Below are 16,591 nucleotides of genomic sequence, written 5' to 3'. Positions count from 1 at the left end.
GATTAGGAATCGGCTCGGAACCGTCTGGCCCTACGGTAGGAATCCGATTTCCGGTACATGTCTCGCGATGGGGAACGATGGACTTTCGCCTGTTCGGCTCGCTCGAGGTCACCGACGCCACCGGCCGGGCCGTCGATTTGGGCACGCCCAAGCAGCGGGCCGTGCTGGCCGTGCTCGCGCTGGAGCCGGGCCGCGTGGTCTCCCTCGACCGTCTCATCGACGAGTTGTGGTCGGGCGAGGCGCCGTCGAGCGCGACCGGGACCCTGCAGGGGTACGTCTCCCAGCTCCGCCGGGCGCTCGAACCGGACCGGCCGCCGCGCACGCCGCCGAAGGTGCTGGTCACCCGCGAGCCCGGCTACCTGCTGGCGGTGGCGCCCGGCCAGGTGGCCGTGGTCCGCTTCACCGCGCTGGCCGAGGTGGGCGGCGGCGTGCTCGCCCGGGGCGAGCACGCCGCCGCGGCCGAGTCGCTGCGCGCCGCGCTGGAGACGTGGCGGGGCGAGCCGCTCGCCGAGTTCACCGCGTACGAGTTCGCCCAGCCGGTCGTGGCGCGGCTGACCGAGCTGCGCGCCACGGCCACGGAACACTGGTTCGAGGCCCGGCTGGCGCTCGGCGACGCGGGATCGTGCGTGCCCGACCTCGAACGCCTGGTGGAGGACCACCCCTACCGGGAGCGGCTGTGGAGCCTGCTCGTGCTCGCCCTCTACCGGTCCGGACGGCAGGCCGACGCCCTCGCCGCGCTGCGCAGGGTCAGGGCGCTGCTCGCCGGGGAACTCGGCCTGGAACCCGGCCCCGAGCTGCGGCGGCTCGAGCAGGCCGTCTTCGGCCAGTCGCCGGACCTCGATGGCCCCGGGCTCGTCCTGCTCGCCCCCGCCGCCGCGCCGGTGGCGGCCGTTCCGCCCGGGACCGCGCCGGGACCGGTCGTCCACGACGGGCTCGTCGCCCGGCGCGAGCAACTCGGACGCGTGGCCGCCCGCCTGGCGGAGGCCCGGCGCGGCCGGGGCGGCGTGCTGCTGGTCGCCGGGGAGGCGGGCATCGGCAAGACCCGCCTGGCGGAGGCGGCGGCCGACGAGGCGGCCGCCCTGGGGATGGCGGTCGCCTGGGGCCGCTGCGCCGAGGACACCGGCGCTCCCGCCTTCTGGCCCTGGCTGCGGGTGCTGCGCGACCTCGGCCCGGACGCGGCGGACGCGCTGGCCGCCCTGTCCGGGGGCACGCCGGGACAGGCACCCGGCGGCGACCCCGGCGCCGCGCTGTTCGAGCTGCACGAGCGGGTGGCCGCCGCCCTGCGGGCGGCGGGGCCGGCGCTCGTCGTCCTCGACGACCTGCACTGGGCCGACGCGTCGTCCCTGCGCCTGCTCGCGTTCGCGGCCGGAGAGCTGCACCGGTCGCAGGTGCTGGTGCTGGCGACGCTCCGTCCGGAGCCGGGCGGCGACCCCGAGCAACTGCGCGACACGCTGGCCGCGCTCGCCCGCGAACGCGGCGCGGAGCGCCTCACGCTGCCGCCGTTCACCCCTGAGGACGTGGCCGCCTACCTGGCCGGACGCGACCTGCCGGACACGCGGCTCGCCGCGCTGCTGCACGAGCGCACCGGGGGCAACCCCTTCTATCTGGGCGAGCTGATCCGGCTGCTGGGCAGCGAGCACCGGCTCGACGCCGCCTCGGTCGGCGTGCCCGAGGGGGTGCGGGAGGTCATCGGCCGCCGCGTCGCACGGCTGCCGGAGGAGACCCGTGCGCTGCTGGAGGCGGCCGCCGTACTCGGCCGCGAGGTGAGCCTGGACGCGCTGGAGGCCGCCTGCGGCGTGGGCGCGGAGGAGGTGATGCCACGGCTCGAACCGGCCGTGGCGACGGGGCTGCTCGTCGAGGCGCCCGGCTTCGATTACCGGTTCTCGCACGCCCTCGTCCGCGACGCCCTCTACGCCGGTCTCGGCCGGGTGCGCGCGGCGCGGCTGCACCTGCGCGCGGGGGAGGCGCTGGAGACGCTTGCGGGGGTCGAGGCGTCCGTGCTCGCCCACCACTTCGTGGCGGCCGCCCGGGCGGGCGGCGCCGCCAAGGCGGTGGAGTACGCGGCCCTGGCCGCCCGGCAGGCCGCCGCCGGCTGTGCGTACGACGAGGCGGTGGACTGGTGGGGCAGAGCCCTCGCCGCCCTCGGACCGGCGGACCCCGCCCGGCGCTGCGCGCTGCTGGTGCGCCGCGGCGAGGCGCTGCGCGCGGTCGGCGACGTCGCCGGGGCGAGGTCGGCCCTGGAGGAGGCGATCGGCCTCGCCGCCGGGATCGGCGAACGCGCCACCCTGATCGAGGCCGTCACCGTGTTCGGCGGCATGTCGGTGTGGAACTGGCGCCACTACGGCGTCGTGGACGACGAGTCGGTCGCCCTGCTCGAGGGCCTGCTGAAGGAGCCGCTCGGCGACGCGGAGCGGGCCACCCTGCTGGGCACCCTGGGCTTGGAGCTGTACTACTCGCCGCGCAGGGCCGAGGGGGAGCGGCTGGCGGCCGACGGCGTGCGGCTGGCCCGGCGCACCGGCGACCCCCGCCTGCTGGCCCGCTCGCTCAACAACTACGTGATGGCCGCCTGGGTCTCCGAGCGGGAGGACGAGCGCCGCCGGGCGGTCGAGGAGATGCTCGCCCTTCCCCTGGACGCGCCGGCGGAGGCCGTCGCCCGCGTCTTCCGCATGGCGCACCTGCTGCGGGCGGGCGAGCTCGCGGAGTGGGACCGCGACCTGGCCCGCTGCACGCGGCTGGCCGACGAGATCAGGCGTCCCGAGATGACCGGGATGGTGCGGATCGCCGAGGCCGCCGGCCGGACGATGCGCGGCGACTGGGCGGAGGCCGAACGCCTCGCCGAGGAGTTCACCGCGCTGATCGCCGGGTTCAGCATGTGGGGCCTCGACTACCCCGGCCTGATCACCCTCTACACCTGCCGGCGGGGGCAGGGCCGAGTGGACGAGATCGCCGACCGGCTCGTGTCCCGGGCGCACGATCCCGACATGGTGCCGCTGCGCCCGGTCGCCGCGCTGGCCGCCCTCGACGCGGGCGACACCGCGCTCGCCCGGCGGCTGGCGGAGCGCTGGAGCGGCGAGATCCGCGACGACTGGACCGCCGAGTTCATCGTCGTCGTGTGGGGCCACGTCGCCGCCCGGCTCGGCGTGCCCGACCCCGCCGCCCTCTACCGCAGGCTCGCGCCGTACGGGGAGCGGCTCGTGGTCAGCGGCATGGGCGGCGCAGGCTGGGGCTCCACCCACCTGGTCCTGGCCGGGCTGGCGGACGCCACGGGCGAGCGCGGCCTCGCCCTGCGCCACGCGCGCCGGGCCCACGAGACCCACCTGCGCCTGGGACTTGACCACTGGGCGGGGGAGAGCACGCGGCTCCTGGCGGAACTGGAGGGATGAGCCGCCGTCATCCGAGGACGGGGTGGTTGCCGAGGATCACGCCGTGTGGGTCGCGGCGGCGCTTGATCTCGCGCAGGCGGGCCAGGATCTCGGCCGGGAAGGCGGACGCCGCCGCCTCTCCGTGGCCGAGGAAGGTGAAGGGCGTGCGGCCGCTCGCCACCCCCGCCACCGCGTCGGCGACGGCCGACTGCCGCCGCCGGATCGCCTCCGCCATGCCGGGCGCCGCGAGCACGCCGAGCGTGCTCAGCAGGTAGGGCTCCGCGATGTGGCCGCAAGCCCCGCCCTTCTCGTCCACCCGGGCGAGCGCACCGCCGAGGTGGCGGATCTGCACGTAGGCGAGCGGCGCGATGCTGCCGGGCCCGGCCGCGGCCAGCAGCGTCGCCGCCTCGGCGTCGCCGAGCCCGGTGAGCAGCTCGGAACGCAGCAGCGCGGGCGTGGGGTCGGTCGGCTCCGCGCAGATGTCCGCGAGGTTCGCCACCGGCATCGGGCCGCGCGTGTCGAAGACGGGCTCGGGAATCCGGTCGAACCGGTGCAGCAGCGCCCGCGCCTCGTCCGGGTCGCCGAGGTAGGTGACGTCGATCGTCACGGCCGACAGGCCGCGCAGTGGCTCGGGCAGCTCGGGCAGCGGCGGGAACTGCAGCAGGTGGAACCAGACCGTCAGCTCCTCGGGCGCCTCGGCCGTGGTGGCGCGGAAGGCGGCCAGCACCTCCGCGGCCCGCTTGGCCGGCCACAGGATCCGCCCGCCGTACAGCACCGGCGCCGGGTGCAGGTCGATCTCCATCGCGGTCACCACCGCGAAGTCGCCACCGCCGCCGCGCAGCGCCCAGAACAGCTCGGGGTCGCTGCCGGCCGTGACGGTCGCGTGCTCGCCTGAGGCGTTCACGACCTCGAACGCGCGCACGCTGTCGGCGGCGAAGCCGTACCTGCGCCCGAACCAGCTCAGGCCCCCGCCCAGGGTGAAGCCGGTGGCGCTGACGACCCCCGTGCTGCCCGCCAGGGGCGTGAGCCCGTGCTCGCCCGCCGCCGTGAGCACCTCGCCCCACGAGACGCCGGCCTCCACCCGGGCCACCCGCTCCGCCGGCCGTACGGTCAGGCCGCGCAACGCCGTGGTGCGCAGCAGGATCGCGTCGTCGAAGGCGGCCGGGGCGTGCCCGTTCGGCTGGGTGGCGACGCGCAGCCCGGCGAGGCCCGCGTAGCCGACCACGGCCGCGACGTCGTGCGCGTCCCGCGCCTCGACGACCGCCGCGACCCGCTGGTCGACGGCCAGGTCCCAGGGGCTACGGCTCTCGTCGAAGCCCTCGTCGCCGCGCACCAGCACCCGGCCGCGCACCACCCGGCGGAGATCGGCGCCGAGCGCCTTCACCTGGTCCATCTCTTCTCCTCCCCATCGTGGGTTCCTCGTGTGGACCCACCGTGGAGCACGGGGATCGGAGCGGGCATGGGCGCGGCTTGGAGACCGTCCAAGTCGCCCCCAAGTGGACCGTTCCGGCGGGGGTCGTCCCGGCTCTACGCTTGCCGGAGCGATCAGAGGGGTTTTGGTCATGAATTCGCTGTCCTTCCGGCTGCTCGGCCCTTTCGAGGTCACCGGCGGCGACGGCCGCGTCATCGACCTCGGCCCGCGCAAGCAGCGGGCGGTGCTCGCCGTCCTCGCCCTGGAACCCGGCAGGATCGTCTCCCTCGACCGGCTGATCGACGAGCTGTGGGCGGACGAGCCGCCCTCCAGCGCCACCGCGACGCTGCAGTCGTACGTCTCCAACCTCCGCAAGGTGCTGGAACCGGGACGGCGGCCGCGCACGCCCCCGGCCGTGCTGCTCACCCGCGAGCCGGGCTACCTGCTGTCCGTCGCGCCCGGCCAGGTCGACCTCGCGCGCTTCGTCTCCTGGGTGGAGGACGGCCGCAGGGCGCTCGCCCGCCGGGAGTACGCCGAGGTGCTCAAGCTGATCGACCGCGCGCTGGAGACGTGGCGGGGCGAGCCGCTCGCCGAGTTCGCGGCCTACGAGTTCGCCCAGCCCGTCATCGCGCGCCTGGCCGAGCTGAGGGCGGTGGCCGTCGAGGACCGGTTCGAGGCCAGGCTCGCCATGGGCGACGGGCCCTCGTGCGTGGCCGACCTGGAGCGGCTGGTCGAGGCGTACCCGTACCGCGAGCGGCTGTGGAGCCTGCTCGTCCTCGCCCTCTACCGGTCGGGCAGGCAGACCGACGCGCTCGGTGCGCTGCGCCGGGTGCGCGCCCTGCTCGACGAGGAGATGGGCCTGCAGCCCGGCCCGGAGCTGCGGCGGCTGGAGCAGGCCGTGCTGGAGCAGTCGCCGGCCCTGGACGCGCCCGCGCCCCTGGAGGCGCCCGTCGTCGCGCGGCCGGCCGCCGCGCCGCAGACGGACGCGCCGGAGGAGACGACGCCGTCCCTCCCGGCGGCCGAGCCGCCGCCGTCCGCGGCCCTCGTCGCGCGCGAGAACGAGCTCGTCCGTCTCGGCGAACGGCTCGGCGCCGTACGACGGGGCCGCGGCGGGGTGCTGCTGGTGACCGGCGAGGCGGGGATCGGCAAGACCAGGCTGGCCCAGCTCGCCGCCGAGGAGGCCGAGGCGCGCGGTGTCGCGGTCGTGTGGGGCCGCTGCGTGGAGGCCGAGGCGGCCCCGCCGTTCTGGCCCTGGCTGCAGGCGCTGCGCGAGCTGGGCGACCGGGGCAGGGCCGCGGCCCGGCTCCTCGCGGGCGAGGGCGGCGCCGCCGCCGATCCGGAGGCCGCGCTCTTCGAGCTGTACGAGGGCGTGCTGGCCGCGCTCGCCCGGTCCGGCACGCCGACGCTGGTGGTGCTGGACGACCTCCACGCGGCGGACGCCGCCTCCCTGCGGCTGCTGGCCTTCCTCGCGGCCGAGCTGCACCGCAGGCCCGTGCTGGTGCTGGCCACCGTGCGGCCGGAGCCGGGCAGGGAACCCGAGCGGCTGCGCGACACCCTCGCCGCCCTCACCCGGGAGCCCGGCACCGAGCGCCTCGCCCTCGCGCCGTTCACCGCGGAGGAGGTCGGCGCGTTCCTGCGGCGGCACGACCTGACCGACCCGGCGCTCGCCGAGGTGCTCTACCGGCGCACCGGCGGCAACCCCTTCTACCTCGGCGAGCTGCTGCGGCTGCTCGGCAGTGAGCAACGGCTCGGCGCCGCGTCGCTGGGCGTGCCGGAAGGCGTCCTGGAGGTCATCGAGCGGAGGGTCGCGCGGCTGCCCGACCCCACCAGGGACCTGCTGCGCCGCGCCGCCGTCCTGGGCCGCGACGTCAGCCTCGACGTGCTGGAGGCCCTCACGGAGACCCCCGCCGAGGAGGTGATGTCGCTGCTGGAGCCCGCCGTCGCCGTCGGCATCCTCGCCGAGGCGCCCGGCGGCTTCGACTACCGCTTCTCGCACGCCCTGGTGCGTGACGCGCTCTACGCCGGCCTCGGGCGCCTGGAGAAGGCCAGGCTCCACCTGAGCGTGGCGGAGGCCCTGGAGTCCCTGCCGACGGCGCTGGCCGCGTCGCTCCCCGGTGGCGACGGGACGGCGCGCCTGCCCGTCCTCGCCCACCACTTCGCCATGGCCGCGCGGGTCGGGGGAGCGGACAAGGCCGTCGGCTACGCCGCCGGCGCGGCCAGGCAGGCGACCGCGCAGCGCGCGTACGACGAGGCGGTCGAGCTGTGGGACAAGGCGCTGCTCGCCCTCGGCGCGCGCGACCCGGCCAGGCGGTGCCGCCTGCTGATCGAGCTGGGCCGGTCGCTGCGCGTCACCGGGGACGCCGCACGGGCACGGGCGGCACTGGAGGAGGCCATCGGGCTGGCGGAGGACACGGGCGACCGGGTGGCCCTGGTGGAAGCCGTGGCGGTGTTCGGCACTCTCAGCGTCTGGAACTGGCGGTCGTACGGAGTGGTCGACGACCACACGATCGCCCTCCTCGAAAACCTGCTGGCGGGCCCGCTGGACGACGCCCATCGGGCGGCGCTGCTCGGCACTCTCGGCATCGAGCTCAACTACGGGCCTCGCCGGGCGGAGGGCGAGGCGATGGTGGCGGAGGCCGTGGAGATCGCCCGGAGGATAGGCGACCCCGCCTTGCTCCTCCAGGTGCTCAACAACTACATGATCGCCTCGTGGGTGCCGGAGCGGGAGAACGAGCGCCGCCGCGCCGCCGAGGAGATGCTCGCGGTGCCCGATCTTCCCGCCGCGGCTGAGATCGTGGGCCGGGTGCATCGGATGGCGTGCCTGTTCAGGGCGGGAGAGCTGGCCGAATGGGACCGGGATCTGGCCCGCGCCGAGCATCTGCTGCAGGAGGTCAGAAGATCCGAGCTGACGGCCATGGTGCGCATCGCCCAGGCCGCGCGGCTGACCGTGGAGGGCCGCTGGGACGAGGTCGAGCGCCTCGCCGGAGAGCTCGGCGAGGTCTTCGGCGAGAGCAGCATGTGGGGCCTGGGCGTCGTCCGGCCGACCATGCTCTACGCCTGCCGGCGGGGACAGGGCAGGGTCGCCGAAATCCTCGAGGAGGTCATCACGGCGGCGTCGCAGCCGCACAACGACCCGCTACGTCCCATAGCCGTGCTCGCGGCGCTCGACGTGGGTGATCGCGAGCTGGCCGGGAACCTGATCGCCCGATGGGGCACGACGATCCCCGACGACTGGTCGGGGGAGTTCGTCGCCGTCATCTGGTCGTACGTGGCGGCTCAGCTCGGCGTTCCCGATCCGTCGGGCCTGTACGCCAGGCTGGCGCCGTACGCGGATCGGCTGGCCCTGCACGGCAGCGGCACGGCCGGCTGGGGCTCCATCCACCAGGCGCTGGCGATGCTGTCGGCGGCGATGGGCGACCGGGAACGGGCCCTCGACCACGCCCGCCGGGCCCACGAGATCCATCTCCGTCTGGGGCTGGACCACTGGGCGGAGCAGAGCGCGCGACTCCTCGCCGAACTGCGCCCATGAGAACCGGGCCCGCAAGAGAACTGCGCGCATAAGGGAGTGCGCACGTCCCGGGGGCCGTGTCACCATCGACGGGAGGCACCCGGGGCCGGGAAGGCATCGGGGTGTCCGACTGTTCTGTCTAGTAGAGATGACATATATGCGAAACGAGCCCGAAGACCTCGCCGTGGGCGATTACGAACTGGAAGAGCGCCAGGCGCTCCGCCGCGTAGCGGGTCTGTCGACAGAGCTCGAAGACATCACCGAAGTCGAGTACCGGCAGCTCCGGCTGGAGCGCGTCGTCCTGGTCGGCGTCTGGGCGGGCGGCACCGCACTGGACGCGGAGAACTCGCTGCAGGAGCTGAAGCTGCTGGCCGAGACCGCCGGTTCGCAGGTGCTCGAGGGTCTGATCCAGCGTCGCGACCGGCCCGACCCCGCCACCTACATCGGATCGGGCAAGGCGGTCGAGCTGCGGGACATCGTGGCCGCCAGCGGCGCCGACACCGTGATCTGCGACGGCGAGCTGACCCCCGGCCAGCTTCGCCAGCTCGAAGAGGTCGTGAAGGTCAAGGTCATCGACCGGACCGCGCTGATCCTCGACATCTTCGCGCAGCACGCCAAGAGCCGCGAGGGCAAGGCGCAGGTCGAGCTGGCGCAGCTGCAATACCTGCTGCCCCGCCTGCGAGGCTGGGGTGGCAACCTGTCCCGCCAGGTCGGCGGTCGCGCCGCCGGCGGCGTCGGCATCGGTGGCCGCGGCCCCGGTGAGACCAAGATCGAGCTGGACCGGCGGCGGATCCGCGAGCGGATGGCCAAGCTGCGGCGGCAGATCAAGGAGATGTCGACCGCCCGGCAGACCATGCGGCACCGGCGGCAGGCCCGCGAGGTGCCGGCCGTGGCGATCGCCGGATACACCAACGCCGGCAAGTCGTCGCTGCTCAACCGGCTGACCGGCGCGGGCGTGCTGGTCGAGGACGCGCTGTTCGCGACCCTCGACCCCACCGTCCGCAAGGCGCGCACGCCCGAGGGCCGCCTGTTCACGCTGGCCGACACGGTCGGTTTCGTACGGCACCTGCCCCACCAGCTCGTCGAGGCGTTCCGCTCGACGCTGGAGGAGGTGGCGGACGCCGACCTGATCCTCCACGTGGTGGACGGGTCGCACCCCGACCCCGAGTCGCAGATCGCGGCCGTCCGCGAGGTGCTGGCCGAGATCGAGGGCGCGCGGGACATCCCGGAGATCGTGGTCGTCAACAAGGCCGACGCCGCCGACCCCGTCGTGCTGACCCGGCTGACGATGAAGGAGCGGCACAGCCTCGTCGTCTCCGCCCGCACCGGGGCCGGGATCGGCGAGCTGATGTCCATGATCGAGCGGGAGCTTCCTCGCCTCGACCACGAGGTCAGGCTGCTGGTGCCGTACGACAGGGGCGACCTGATCGCGCGGGCGCACAGCGAGGGCGAGGTCCTGTCGCTGGAGCACACCGGCGACGGCACGATCCTGCACGCCCGGGTCTTCGCCGACCTGTACGCGGAGCTGGACCGGGTGGCCAAGCCCGTCGAGACCGTCTGACGCCTCTCATCGGCGGGTCACCTCCGCGTGTCGGTGGCCCGCCGGCGATTGCCCTTGCTACGATAAGGAAAGCCTAATGGGACCTTATGGCGTGGGTAACAACATGACACCAGGCAGTGTGGTCACCCTTTCCAAGGCGTTCGCGGACATCGGATCGGTCGCGTCGACCCTGATCTCGCCGCAGCGTGTGAGACGGCTGATGCGCGTCGATGCGCATGAGACCGGCGTACGTTTCTGTCGCTAACCCTGTACATCAAGCCCACCAGTGAAATACCGTAACTGAACTGAATCGCCCGGGTTCGAGATCCCGGCGGTAGGGTCATCGCACAACATCGGTGCGCGATGAGGCAGGAGACCCCCCAATGACGTCCGGACACGAAGCGGACCCGGCGGGCCAGGCGCCCGCAGGCGGGGGCCGTTCGTCGTCCCGGGGTGTTTGGCAGGTGGTCGGATGACCGTTCGCCTTCTCACCAACATCGGCCGGCTCTGGACCGGGCACGATGTGTGCAGCAACGCCGCGATCCTGGTGCACAACGACCGGATCGCGTGGGTCGGCCGCGCCGCCGACCTCCCACAGAGCGTTCCCGGAGTCGTGGACGACATCGTCGACGTCGACCACGTGGAGAACCTCGGCGGCGCGCTCGTCACGCCCGGCCTCATCGACGCGCACACCCACCCGGTGTACGCCGGCAACCGCTACGCCGAGATGGCGATGCGTTCCGGGGGATCCAGTGCCTCGGCCATCGCGGCGGCGGGCGGCGGCATCGGCTCGACCGTCACCGTGACGCGCGGCACCGACCCCTGGACGCTGTGCAACGGCGTCCGCGAGCGGCTGCGCGAGTGGCTGCTGAGCGGCACCACGACCGTCGAGGCCAAGACCGGTTACCACCTGACCCGCGACGGCGAGCTGGCCGACGTGCGGCTGCTGCGCGAGCTCGAGAAAGAGCCGATGATGCCGCGGGTCCACGTCACGTTCATGGCCGCCCATGTGGTGCCGCCGGAATACTTCGGCCGCCAGCGCGACTATGTCGAGGCCGTGGCCTCGTGGTGCGCGGACGCCGCCGGCGCCGGGGCCGACAGCGTGGACGTCTACTGCGACGACGGCCACTTCACCGCGGAGGAGGCCCGCTGGGTGCTGGCCTCCGGCCGCAACGTCGGGCTGCTGCCCCGCATCCACGCGGGTGCCTACAACCGGCGCGGCGCCGTCCAGCTCGCGGCCGAGATGGGCTGCGCCTCCGCCGACCTGCTCCACCACGCCTCCGACGAGGACGTCGCCCTGATGGCGAGGTACGGCGTGCCCGCCGTCGTCTGCCCGGGCGCGGCCCTGCAGGTGGGCCACCTCCCGCCGGTGCGCCGGATGCTGGCCCAGGGCGTCCCCGTGGCGCTCGGCAGCGACCACAACCCCGGCCACTGCGGCATCACCTCGATGTCCCTGGTCATCAGCCTCGCGGTGGCGGCGTTCGGGATGAGCGTCGGAGACGCCCTGCGGGCCGCCACTCTTGGCGGCGCGCAGGTCCTCGGCGCTCCCGACCGCGGCATCCTCGCCCCCGGCCGCCTCGCCGACATCGTCCAGTGGGACGCCGACCACGAGGGCGCGTTCGCCTGGTCGTTCGGCCTCAAGCCGCGCCGCGTCTGGCGGGGCGGCGTACCGGTCCAGTAATCGGTGGCCTGAACGTTCACGAAGGGGTTGCCGGGCGATCACCGCTGGGTAATCTCGCGATATGTCACCACCTGTCGCTGTCGTCACCGATTCCACGGCGTACCTCGGCGCCGAGGCGACCGGCAGATGGAACATCACCGTCGTACCGGTTCAGGTGCTCCTGGGCGATCGCGGGATCGACGACGTGACCCCGTTCGACGCCGGTCTTCTCACGCACGCACTCAAGGGCCGCTCGCCGATCGTCACCTCACGCCCGGCCCCCGAGCGCTTCGCGGACGCCTACCGCAGGGCCGCCGCGAACGGCGCCGCCGAGATCGTCTCCGTCCACCTGTCCGGCGCGCTGTCCGGGACCGCCGACTCCGCCCGTCTGGCCGCGCGTGAAGCCCCCGTGCCGGTCGAGGTCGTCGACAGCGGGTCGATCGCCATGGGCCTCGGCTTCGCGGTCCTGGCCGCCGCGCGCGCGGCCGTGGCGGGAGCCCCGGCCGCCGAGGTGGCTGATGTGGCCCGGCGGCGGGCCGCGGCCACGAGCACGTTCTTCTACGTCGAGACGCTCGACTACCTGCGGCACGGCGGCCGCATCGGCCGGGTGACCAACCTCCTGGGGTCGGCGCTGTCGATCAAGCCGCTGCTGCGCATGGCCGACGGCGAGATCGGCGTGCTGGAGAAGGTCCGCACCGCGAGCCGTGCCCTCGCCCGCCTGGAGGACCTGGCCGTCGAGGTGGCCGGGGACCGGCCGGTCGACGTGGCCGTGCAGCACCTGATGGCGGCCGAGCGGGCCGAGGCGCTCACCAAGGGGCTGACGGCACGACTGCCCAGGCTCGTACGGATGTGGGTGGCCGAGATCGGGCCGGTCCTCGGCGCCCACGTGGGCCCCGGCATGCTGGGCGTCACCGTCGCCCCCGCCGCCGCGGACTGAACCCCTCGGCAGCCGGCACGGTGGCCCCGGCCGTGCCGGAGGTACGTGGGCGTTTTCGTGCCAGGCTGTCCTGCCGCTCGCCGAAACGCCGGCGCCCCGGACGGCGCGGCCGTCCGGGGCGTCGGTCCGCCGTGCCAGGCTGTCCTGCAGCGCGGGCTGAAGCACACGTGTCCGTGCCGCGCCCTGGACCCGGGCGTGCTTGGCCGAGTGGTGCGTCCGGACCTCCCGCCCCTCGCCCGGCGGACACTCCGGGGTTCGCGGGGTTGTCCACAGAATCGCGTTCGGCGCCGGTCGGGGCCCTGGCACATGCCTACGGTCCATGGCGTGCGAAGCAAGGAGTTTCGCGGGGCCGCACGTGGCGTCGCCGGCGAGTCCCGCCTGCGCGGGCTGTTGCGTCCGCTCGATCCGGTTCCCCCGTCCGCCCGCCTGCGGTCGACGCCGTCCCCGCCCGGGCCGCCGCCGTCGTTCGGCGCTCCCCACATCGTCCGTACGGAGACGTACGTGCCGGAGCATCCGATGGAGGTCGAGGACGCTCCTTACCGGGGGGAAACCTTTGGGATGCCCGAGGAGGTCGCCGATCGGCGGGAAGAACGCGCGGAGGGGCCGGGGACGTCCGTGCGGGACCTGCGAACGCGCGGACGGGCGGCACTCGGCCGCGCCCTGCCACGGCTCGACCCGGGCATGCCCGGGCTGCGGGTGCTGGCGGCCGCCGGGCTGCTCGCCGCCGTCGTCACCGGGGTCCTGGCCTGGCGGTCGAGGCCGGTGGCCGAGCCCATCGCCCCGCCGCTCCCGGCCGCCGCGGTTCGCGACCTCAGCCCTGCTGCGGACCCCGGGGCGGCAGCAGGCGCGACCTCGCGTCCGGCCCCGGCCCGCGGAATCGGAGCCGGAGCAGGGCCTGGCGCGACCGCCTACGTCGCGGGCGCCGGTGGCGCCGTTGCCGCCACCCCCGGTCCATCGTCGCGAGTCGTGGTCTACGTGACGGGCAAGGTCCGCAACCCGGGGGTGTTCGTCCTCGTGTCGGGCTCGCGGGTCGCCGACGCTGTCGAGGCGGCGGGAGGTCTGCGGAAGGGCGCGAACCCGGGTGGGATCAACCTGGCCCGGCGTCTGGTGGACGGTGAGCAGATCGTCGCCGGAAGCCCGGCGACGGCCGGTGCGGGACCCGCTTCCGGCCCTGATCTGGGCGTGGTGGGGCCGTCTGGGGCCGGGGTGGTGAACCTCAATACCGCCACCGCCGAGCAACTCGACGCGCTGCCCGGGATCGGCGGCGTGATCGCGCAGCGGATCGTCGACTACCGGGACGCGCACGGGGGTTTCCAGAGCGTCGACCAGTTGAAGGACGTCCCGGGCATCGGAGACAGGAAGTTCGCCGAGATGCGCGACAAGGTCTCCGTGTGACCGCCGTCGGCCGCCCCCACGACCTCCCCGAGGGCCGCGACGAGCCGGGGCAGGATGAGCAGGGACGTGATGAATCGGGCCGCGATCAGCCGCGCCGTGATCAGCCTGGGGCCGGAAGGAGGGTCTCCGGTCCGGCGGCGCTGGTCGCTCCAGCGGCGGCCTCCTGGCTCACGGCACTGGTGCTGCTCGGCTGTCCCGCCGTCGCCGGTGCCGCCGTGGCGCTGGGCGCGGCTGTCACGGGCGCCGTCATCTGGGCGGTGGTGCGGAGCCGCGACCACATGGACCCCACCGGAGCTCCGGCAGGAGAGCATGGCCGGGGTGGCGTCGCCGAGGCAGGATTGCGCGCCGGCGGGGGATCCGCCGGCCCGACGGGAACGCCCGGGGCCGCCGCCAGGATCGCGCTCGCCGTGCTCGCGTCCGTAGCCGTTACGGCCGCGGTGACGGCGTTCACGGTCCACGGGGTGACGACCGGGCCGGTGCCGGAGCTGGCCCGCCGGGACGCCATGGTGACCGCAGAGGCCGAGATCACCGACGATCCGCGTATCCGGCCGCACCAGGGCGGGGTGTCCCGGCGGGAGACGGCGGTCGTCCGGGCCCGGATGCTGCTGGTGTCGGCCGCCCGGGAGCGGTTCGTCGTTGACGTGCCCGTCGTGCTGCTCGGTTCCGCAGACGGGTGGCGTCCGCTGCTGCCGAGCCAGCGGGTCAGGGTGCGCGGGAGGTTGGGCCCGGCCGAGCCGGGTGAGCCGGTCGCGGCCGTGATGCTCGTCCGGGGGCCGCCCGAGCCGATCGGCGCGCCCTCGGCCGTGCAGCGTGCGGCCGGAGTGCTGCGCGCGGGGCTGCGCGAGGCGAGCGGCGTGCTGCCGGACGACCAGCGCGGTCTGTTGCCCGGTCTGGTCGTCGGCGACGTGTCGCGCCTCGCCGAGGAGGTCCGGCTCGACCTGGCGACGGCGGGGCTCGGCCACCTCACCGCTGTATCCGGCACCAACCTCGCGATCGTGGCGGGCGCCGTGCTGATGCTCGGGCGCTTCGCCGGCCTGCCACTCGCCCTCCGGGCCGTGGTCGCGGTCGTCGCGATGATCGCGTTCTCGGTCGTGGCGAGGCCGTCGCCGAGCGTGCTGCGAGCCCTTGTCATGGGAACCGTCGCCGCCGTGGCACTCGGCACCGGCCGCACCCGGGACGGCGTGGCCGCCCTGTCGGCGACCGTGCTGGGACTGGTCGTGTTCGATCCCGGGCTGGCCCGGCAGTGGGGCTTCGCGCTGTCGGTGTTCGCGACCGGCGGCATCCTGGTCATCGCGCCCCGGTGGCGCGACCGTCTGACGGCGCGCCGGATGCCCCGCCTGCTCGCCGAGGCCCTGGCCGTGACCGCCGCGGCGCAGACGGCCGTCACGCCCCTGCTGGTGCTGATGTCCGGGCGCCTCGACCTGGCCGCGATCCCGGCCAACCTGCTCGCCGAGCCCGCGGTGGCGCCCGCGACGGTGCTGGGGTTCGGGGCCGCCGTGATCGCCCCGGTGAGCATGGACCTGGCCCGGCTGCTGGTGCGCCCCGCCGGGTGGGCCGTGGGCTGGATCATCGCGGTGGCGCAGCGCGCGGCGGACCTTCCGTTCGCCTCGGCGGAGTGGCTCGGGGGAGTGCCGGGAGTCGCCGCGCTCGCGGTGGCGGCCGTCGCGGGATGGCTCGTCCTGCGGGGCCGTGCGCGCAGGCGCCTGGTGGCGGCGCTTGCTGCCGGAGCGTTGCTCGCCGCCCTCGTGGCCATGCCGGTGGTCTCGCCCTGGCCGCCGCCGGGATGGCTGCTGGTCGTCTGCGACGTCGGCCAGGGGGACGCCCTGGTGCTGGCGGCCGGTCCCGGCCGGGCGGTGGTGGTCGACGCCGGGCCGCAGCCGGGCCCCGCCGACCGGTGTCTGCGCGCTCTCGGAGTGCGGCAGGTGCCGCTCGTGGTCCTCACCCACCCCCACCTCGACCACGTCGGCGGGCTGCCGGGCGTGCTGCGCCGCCGCGCGGTGGGGGCGGTGGTGGTGAGCCCGGGCCGCGTGCCGGAGGGCGAGGCCGATCGCGTCTCCGCGCAACTCAGGACGGCCCGGATCCCGGAATGGCAGGCGGTCCCCGGGATGCGGTGGCGACTCGGGCCGAGCGAGATCACCGTGCTCGCCCCCGAGCCCGGTGTGGCGCCGCAGGGCACCGGCGAGGGGGCGACGGCCAACAACGCCAGCGTCGTGCTGCTGGTCCGCTGGTCCGGACCGCCCACGGCACCACGGGACCCGCCGGCACCACGCGACCCGCCCGCAGCGCACGACGCAGCCGCAGTGCAGGGCGCAGCCGCGGTGCCCACAGTGCCTCGGGTGCCCGGAGCGACTGGGGTGCCCGGAGCGACTGGGGTGCCCGGGGCGGCGGAAGGGCCCGGCGCACCACCAGCGTCGGGATCGATTCTGGGGGCGGCCCTGCTCGCGGGGGACCTGGAGACGGAGGCGCAGGAAGCCCTGGTGCGGCGCGGGCTGCCACGGGTCGACGTGCTGAAAGTGCCCCATCACGGGTCGTCCCGGCAGGCGCCGGCCTTCCTCGCCGCCACGGGGGCGCGGGCCGCCCTCATCAGCGTCGGCGCGGTCAACGACTACGGGCATCCCGCCCCGCTGACGCTGCGGCGCCTGCGCTGGCTCGGCATGCGGCCCTACCGTACCGACCTGTCGGGGGACATCGCCGTCGTCGCCGCCCACAACGGCCTCGCCGTCGTCGTACGGGGCAAATGAGCGCGGGCCAGGTAAGGGAAGCGGGCGGCGCGGCCCG

8 protein-coding genes are annotated in these 16,591 nt (G+C 75.0%); 7 read left to right on the top strand and 1 reads right to left on the bottom strand.

Annotation, left to right across the window (positions count from 1 at the left end; all coding sequences use genetic code 11):
• The first annotated feature begins 77 nt into the window (after positions 1–77).
• Positions 78–3,383, top strand: a complete 3,306-nt coding sequence (locus tag IL992_RS12885; RefSeq protein ID WP_193203576.1) for a BTAD domain-containing putative transcriptional regulator — start codon at positions 78–80, stop codon at positions 3,381–3,383.
• A gap of 7 nt (positions 3,384–3,390) precedes the next feature.
• Here the strand turns inward: IL992_RS12885 and IL992_RS12880 are convergent, their stop codons facing one another.
• On the bottom strand, positions 3,391–4,755 hold the full coding sequence (locus tag IL992_RS12880) for an FAD-binding oxidoreductase (RefSeq protein ID WP_193203575.1): 1,365 nt from the start codon (positions 4,753–4,755) through the stop codon (positions 3,391–3,393).
• A 169-nt stretch (positions 4,756–4,924) separates the two neighbouring features.
• On the opposite strand from IL992_RS12880, the gene IL992_RS12875 reads away from it, so the two are divergent.
• The 6 genes from IL992_RS12875 to IL992_RS12850 all read left to right on the top strand — a co-directional run bounded on the left by IL992_RS12875 (position 4,925) and on the right by IL992_RS12850 (position 16,554).
• Positions 4,925–8,302, top strand: coding sequence for a BTAD domain-containing putative transcriptional regulator (locus IL992_RS12875; protein ID WP_193203574.1), 3,378 nt, complete (start codon positions 4,925–4,927; stop codon positions 8,300–8,302).
• Positions 8,303–8,438: 136 nt separating this feature from the next.
• The gene (gene hflX / locus IL992_RS12870) at positions 8,439–9,842 is read left to right on the top strand and encodes a GTPase HflX (RefSeq protein WP_226872852.1); all 1,404 of its coding nucleotides are present in this window, start codon (positions 8,439–8,441) and stop codon (positions 9,840–9,842) included.
• A 451-nt stretch (positions 9,843–10,293) separates the two neighbouring features.
• Complete coding sequence (gene hutI / locus IL992_RS12865; protein ID WP_193203572.1) at positions 10,294–11,502, top strand: imidazolonepropionase; 1,209 nt, start codon at positions 10,294–10,296, stop codon at positions 11,500–11,502.
• 61 nt (positions 11,503–11,563) lie between these two features.
• Positions 11,564–12,418 (top strand): DegV family protein, encoded by an 855-nt coding sequence (locus IL992_RS12860; RefSeq protein WP_193203571.1) that lies wholly within the window; start codon positions 11,564–11,566, stop codon positions 12,416–12,418.
• A gap of 324 nt (positions 12,419–12,742) precedes the next feature.
• Positions 12,743–13,813, top strand: coding sequence for a ComEA family DNA-binding protein (locus IL992_RS12855; RefSeq protein ID WP_319018519.1), 1,071 nt, complete (start codon positions 12,743–12,745; stop codon positions 13,811–13,813).
• Positions 13,810–16,554, top strand: a complete 2,745-nt coding sequence (locus tag IL992_RS12850; protein WP_319018518.1) for a ComEC/Rec2 family competence protein — start codon at positions 13,810–13,812, stop codon at positions 16,552–16,554. The genes IL992_RS12855 and IL992_RS12850 overlap by 4 nt, the downstream gene beginning before the upstream one ends.
• Positions 16,555–16,591: the final 37 nt, after the last annotated feature.

Source organism: Microbispora sitophila, assembly GCF_014892245.1.
Taxonomy (GTDB): domain Bacteria; phylum Actinomycetota; class Actinomycetes; order Streptosporangiales; family Streptosporangiaceae; genus Microbispora; species Microbispora siamensis.
The sequence above is the reverse complement of the archived record's forward strand: the minus strand, read 5'-3'. Positions and strand labels throughout refer to the sequence as shown.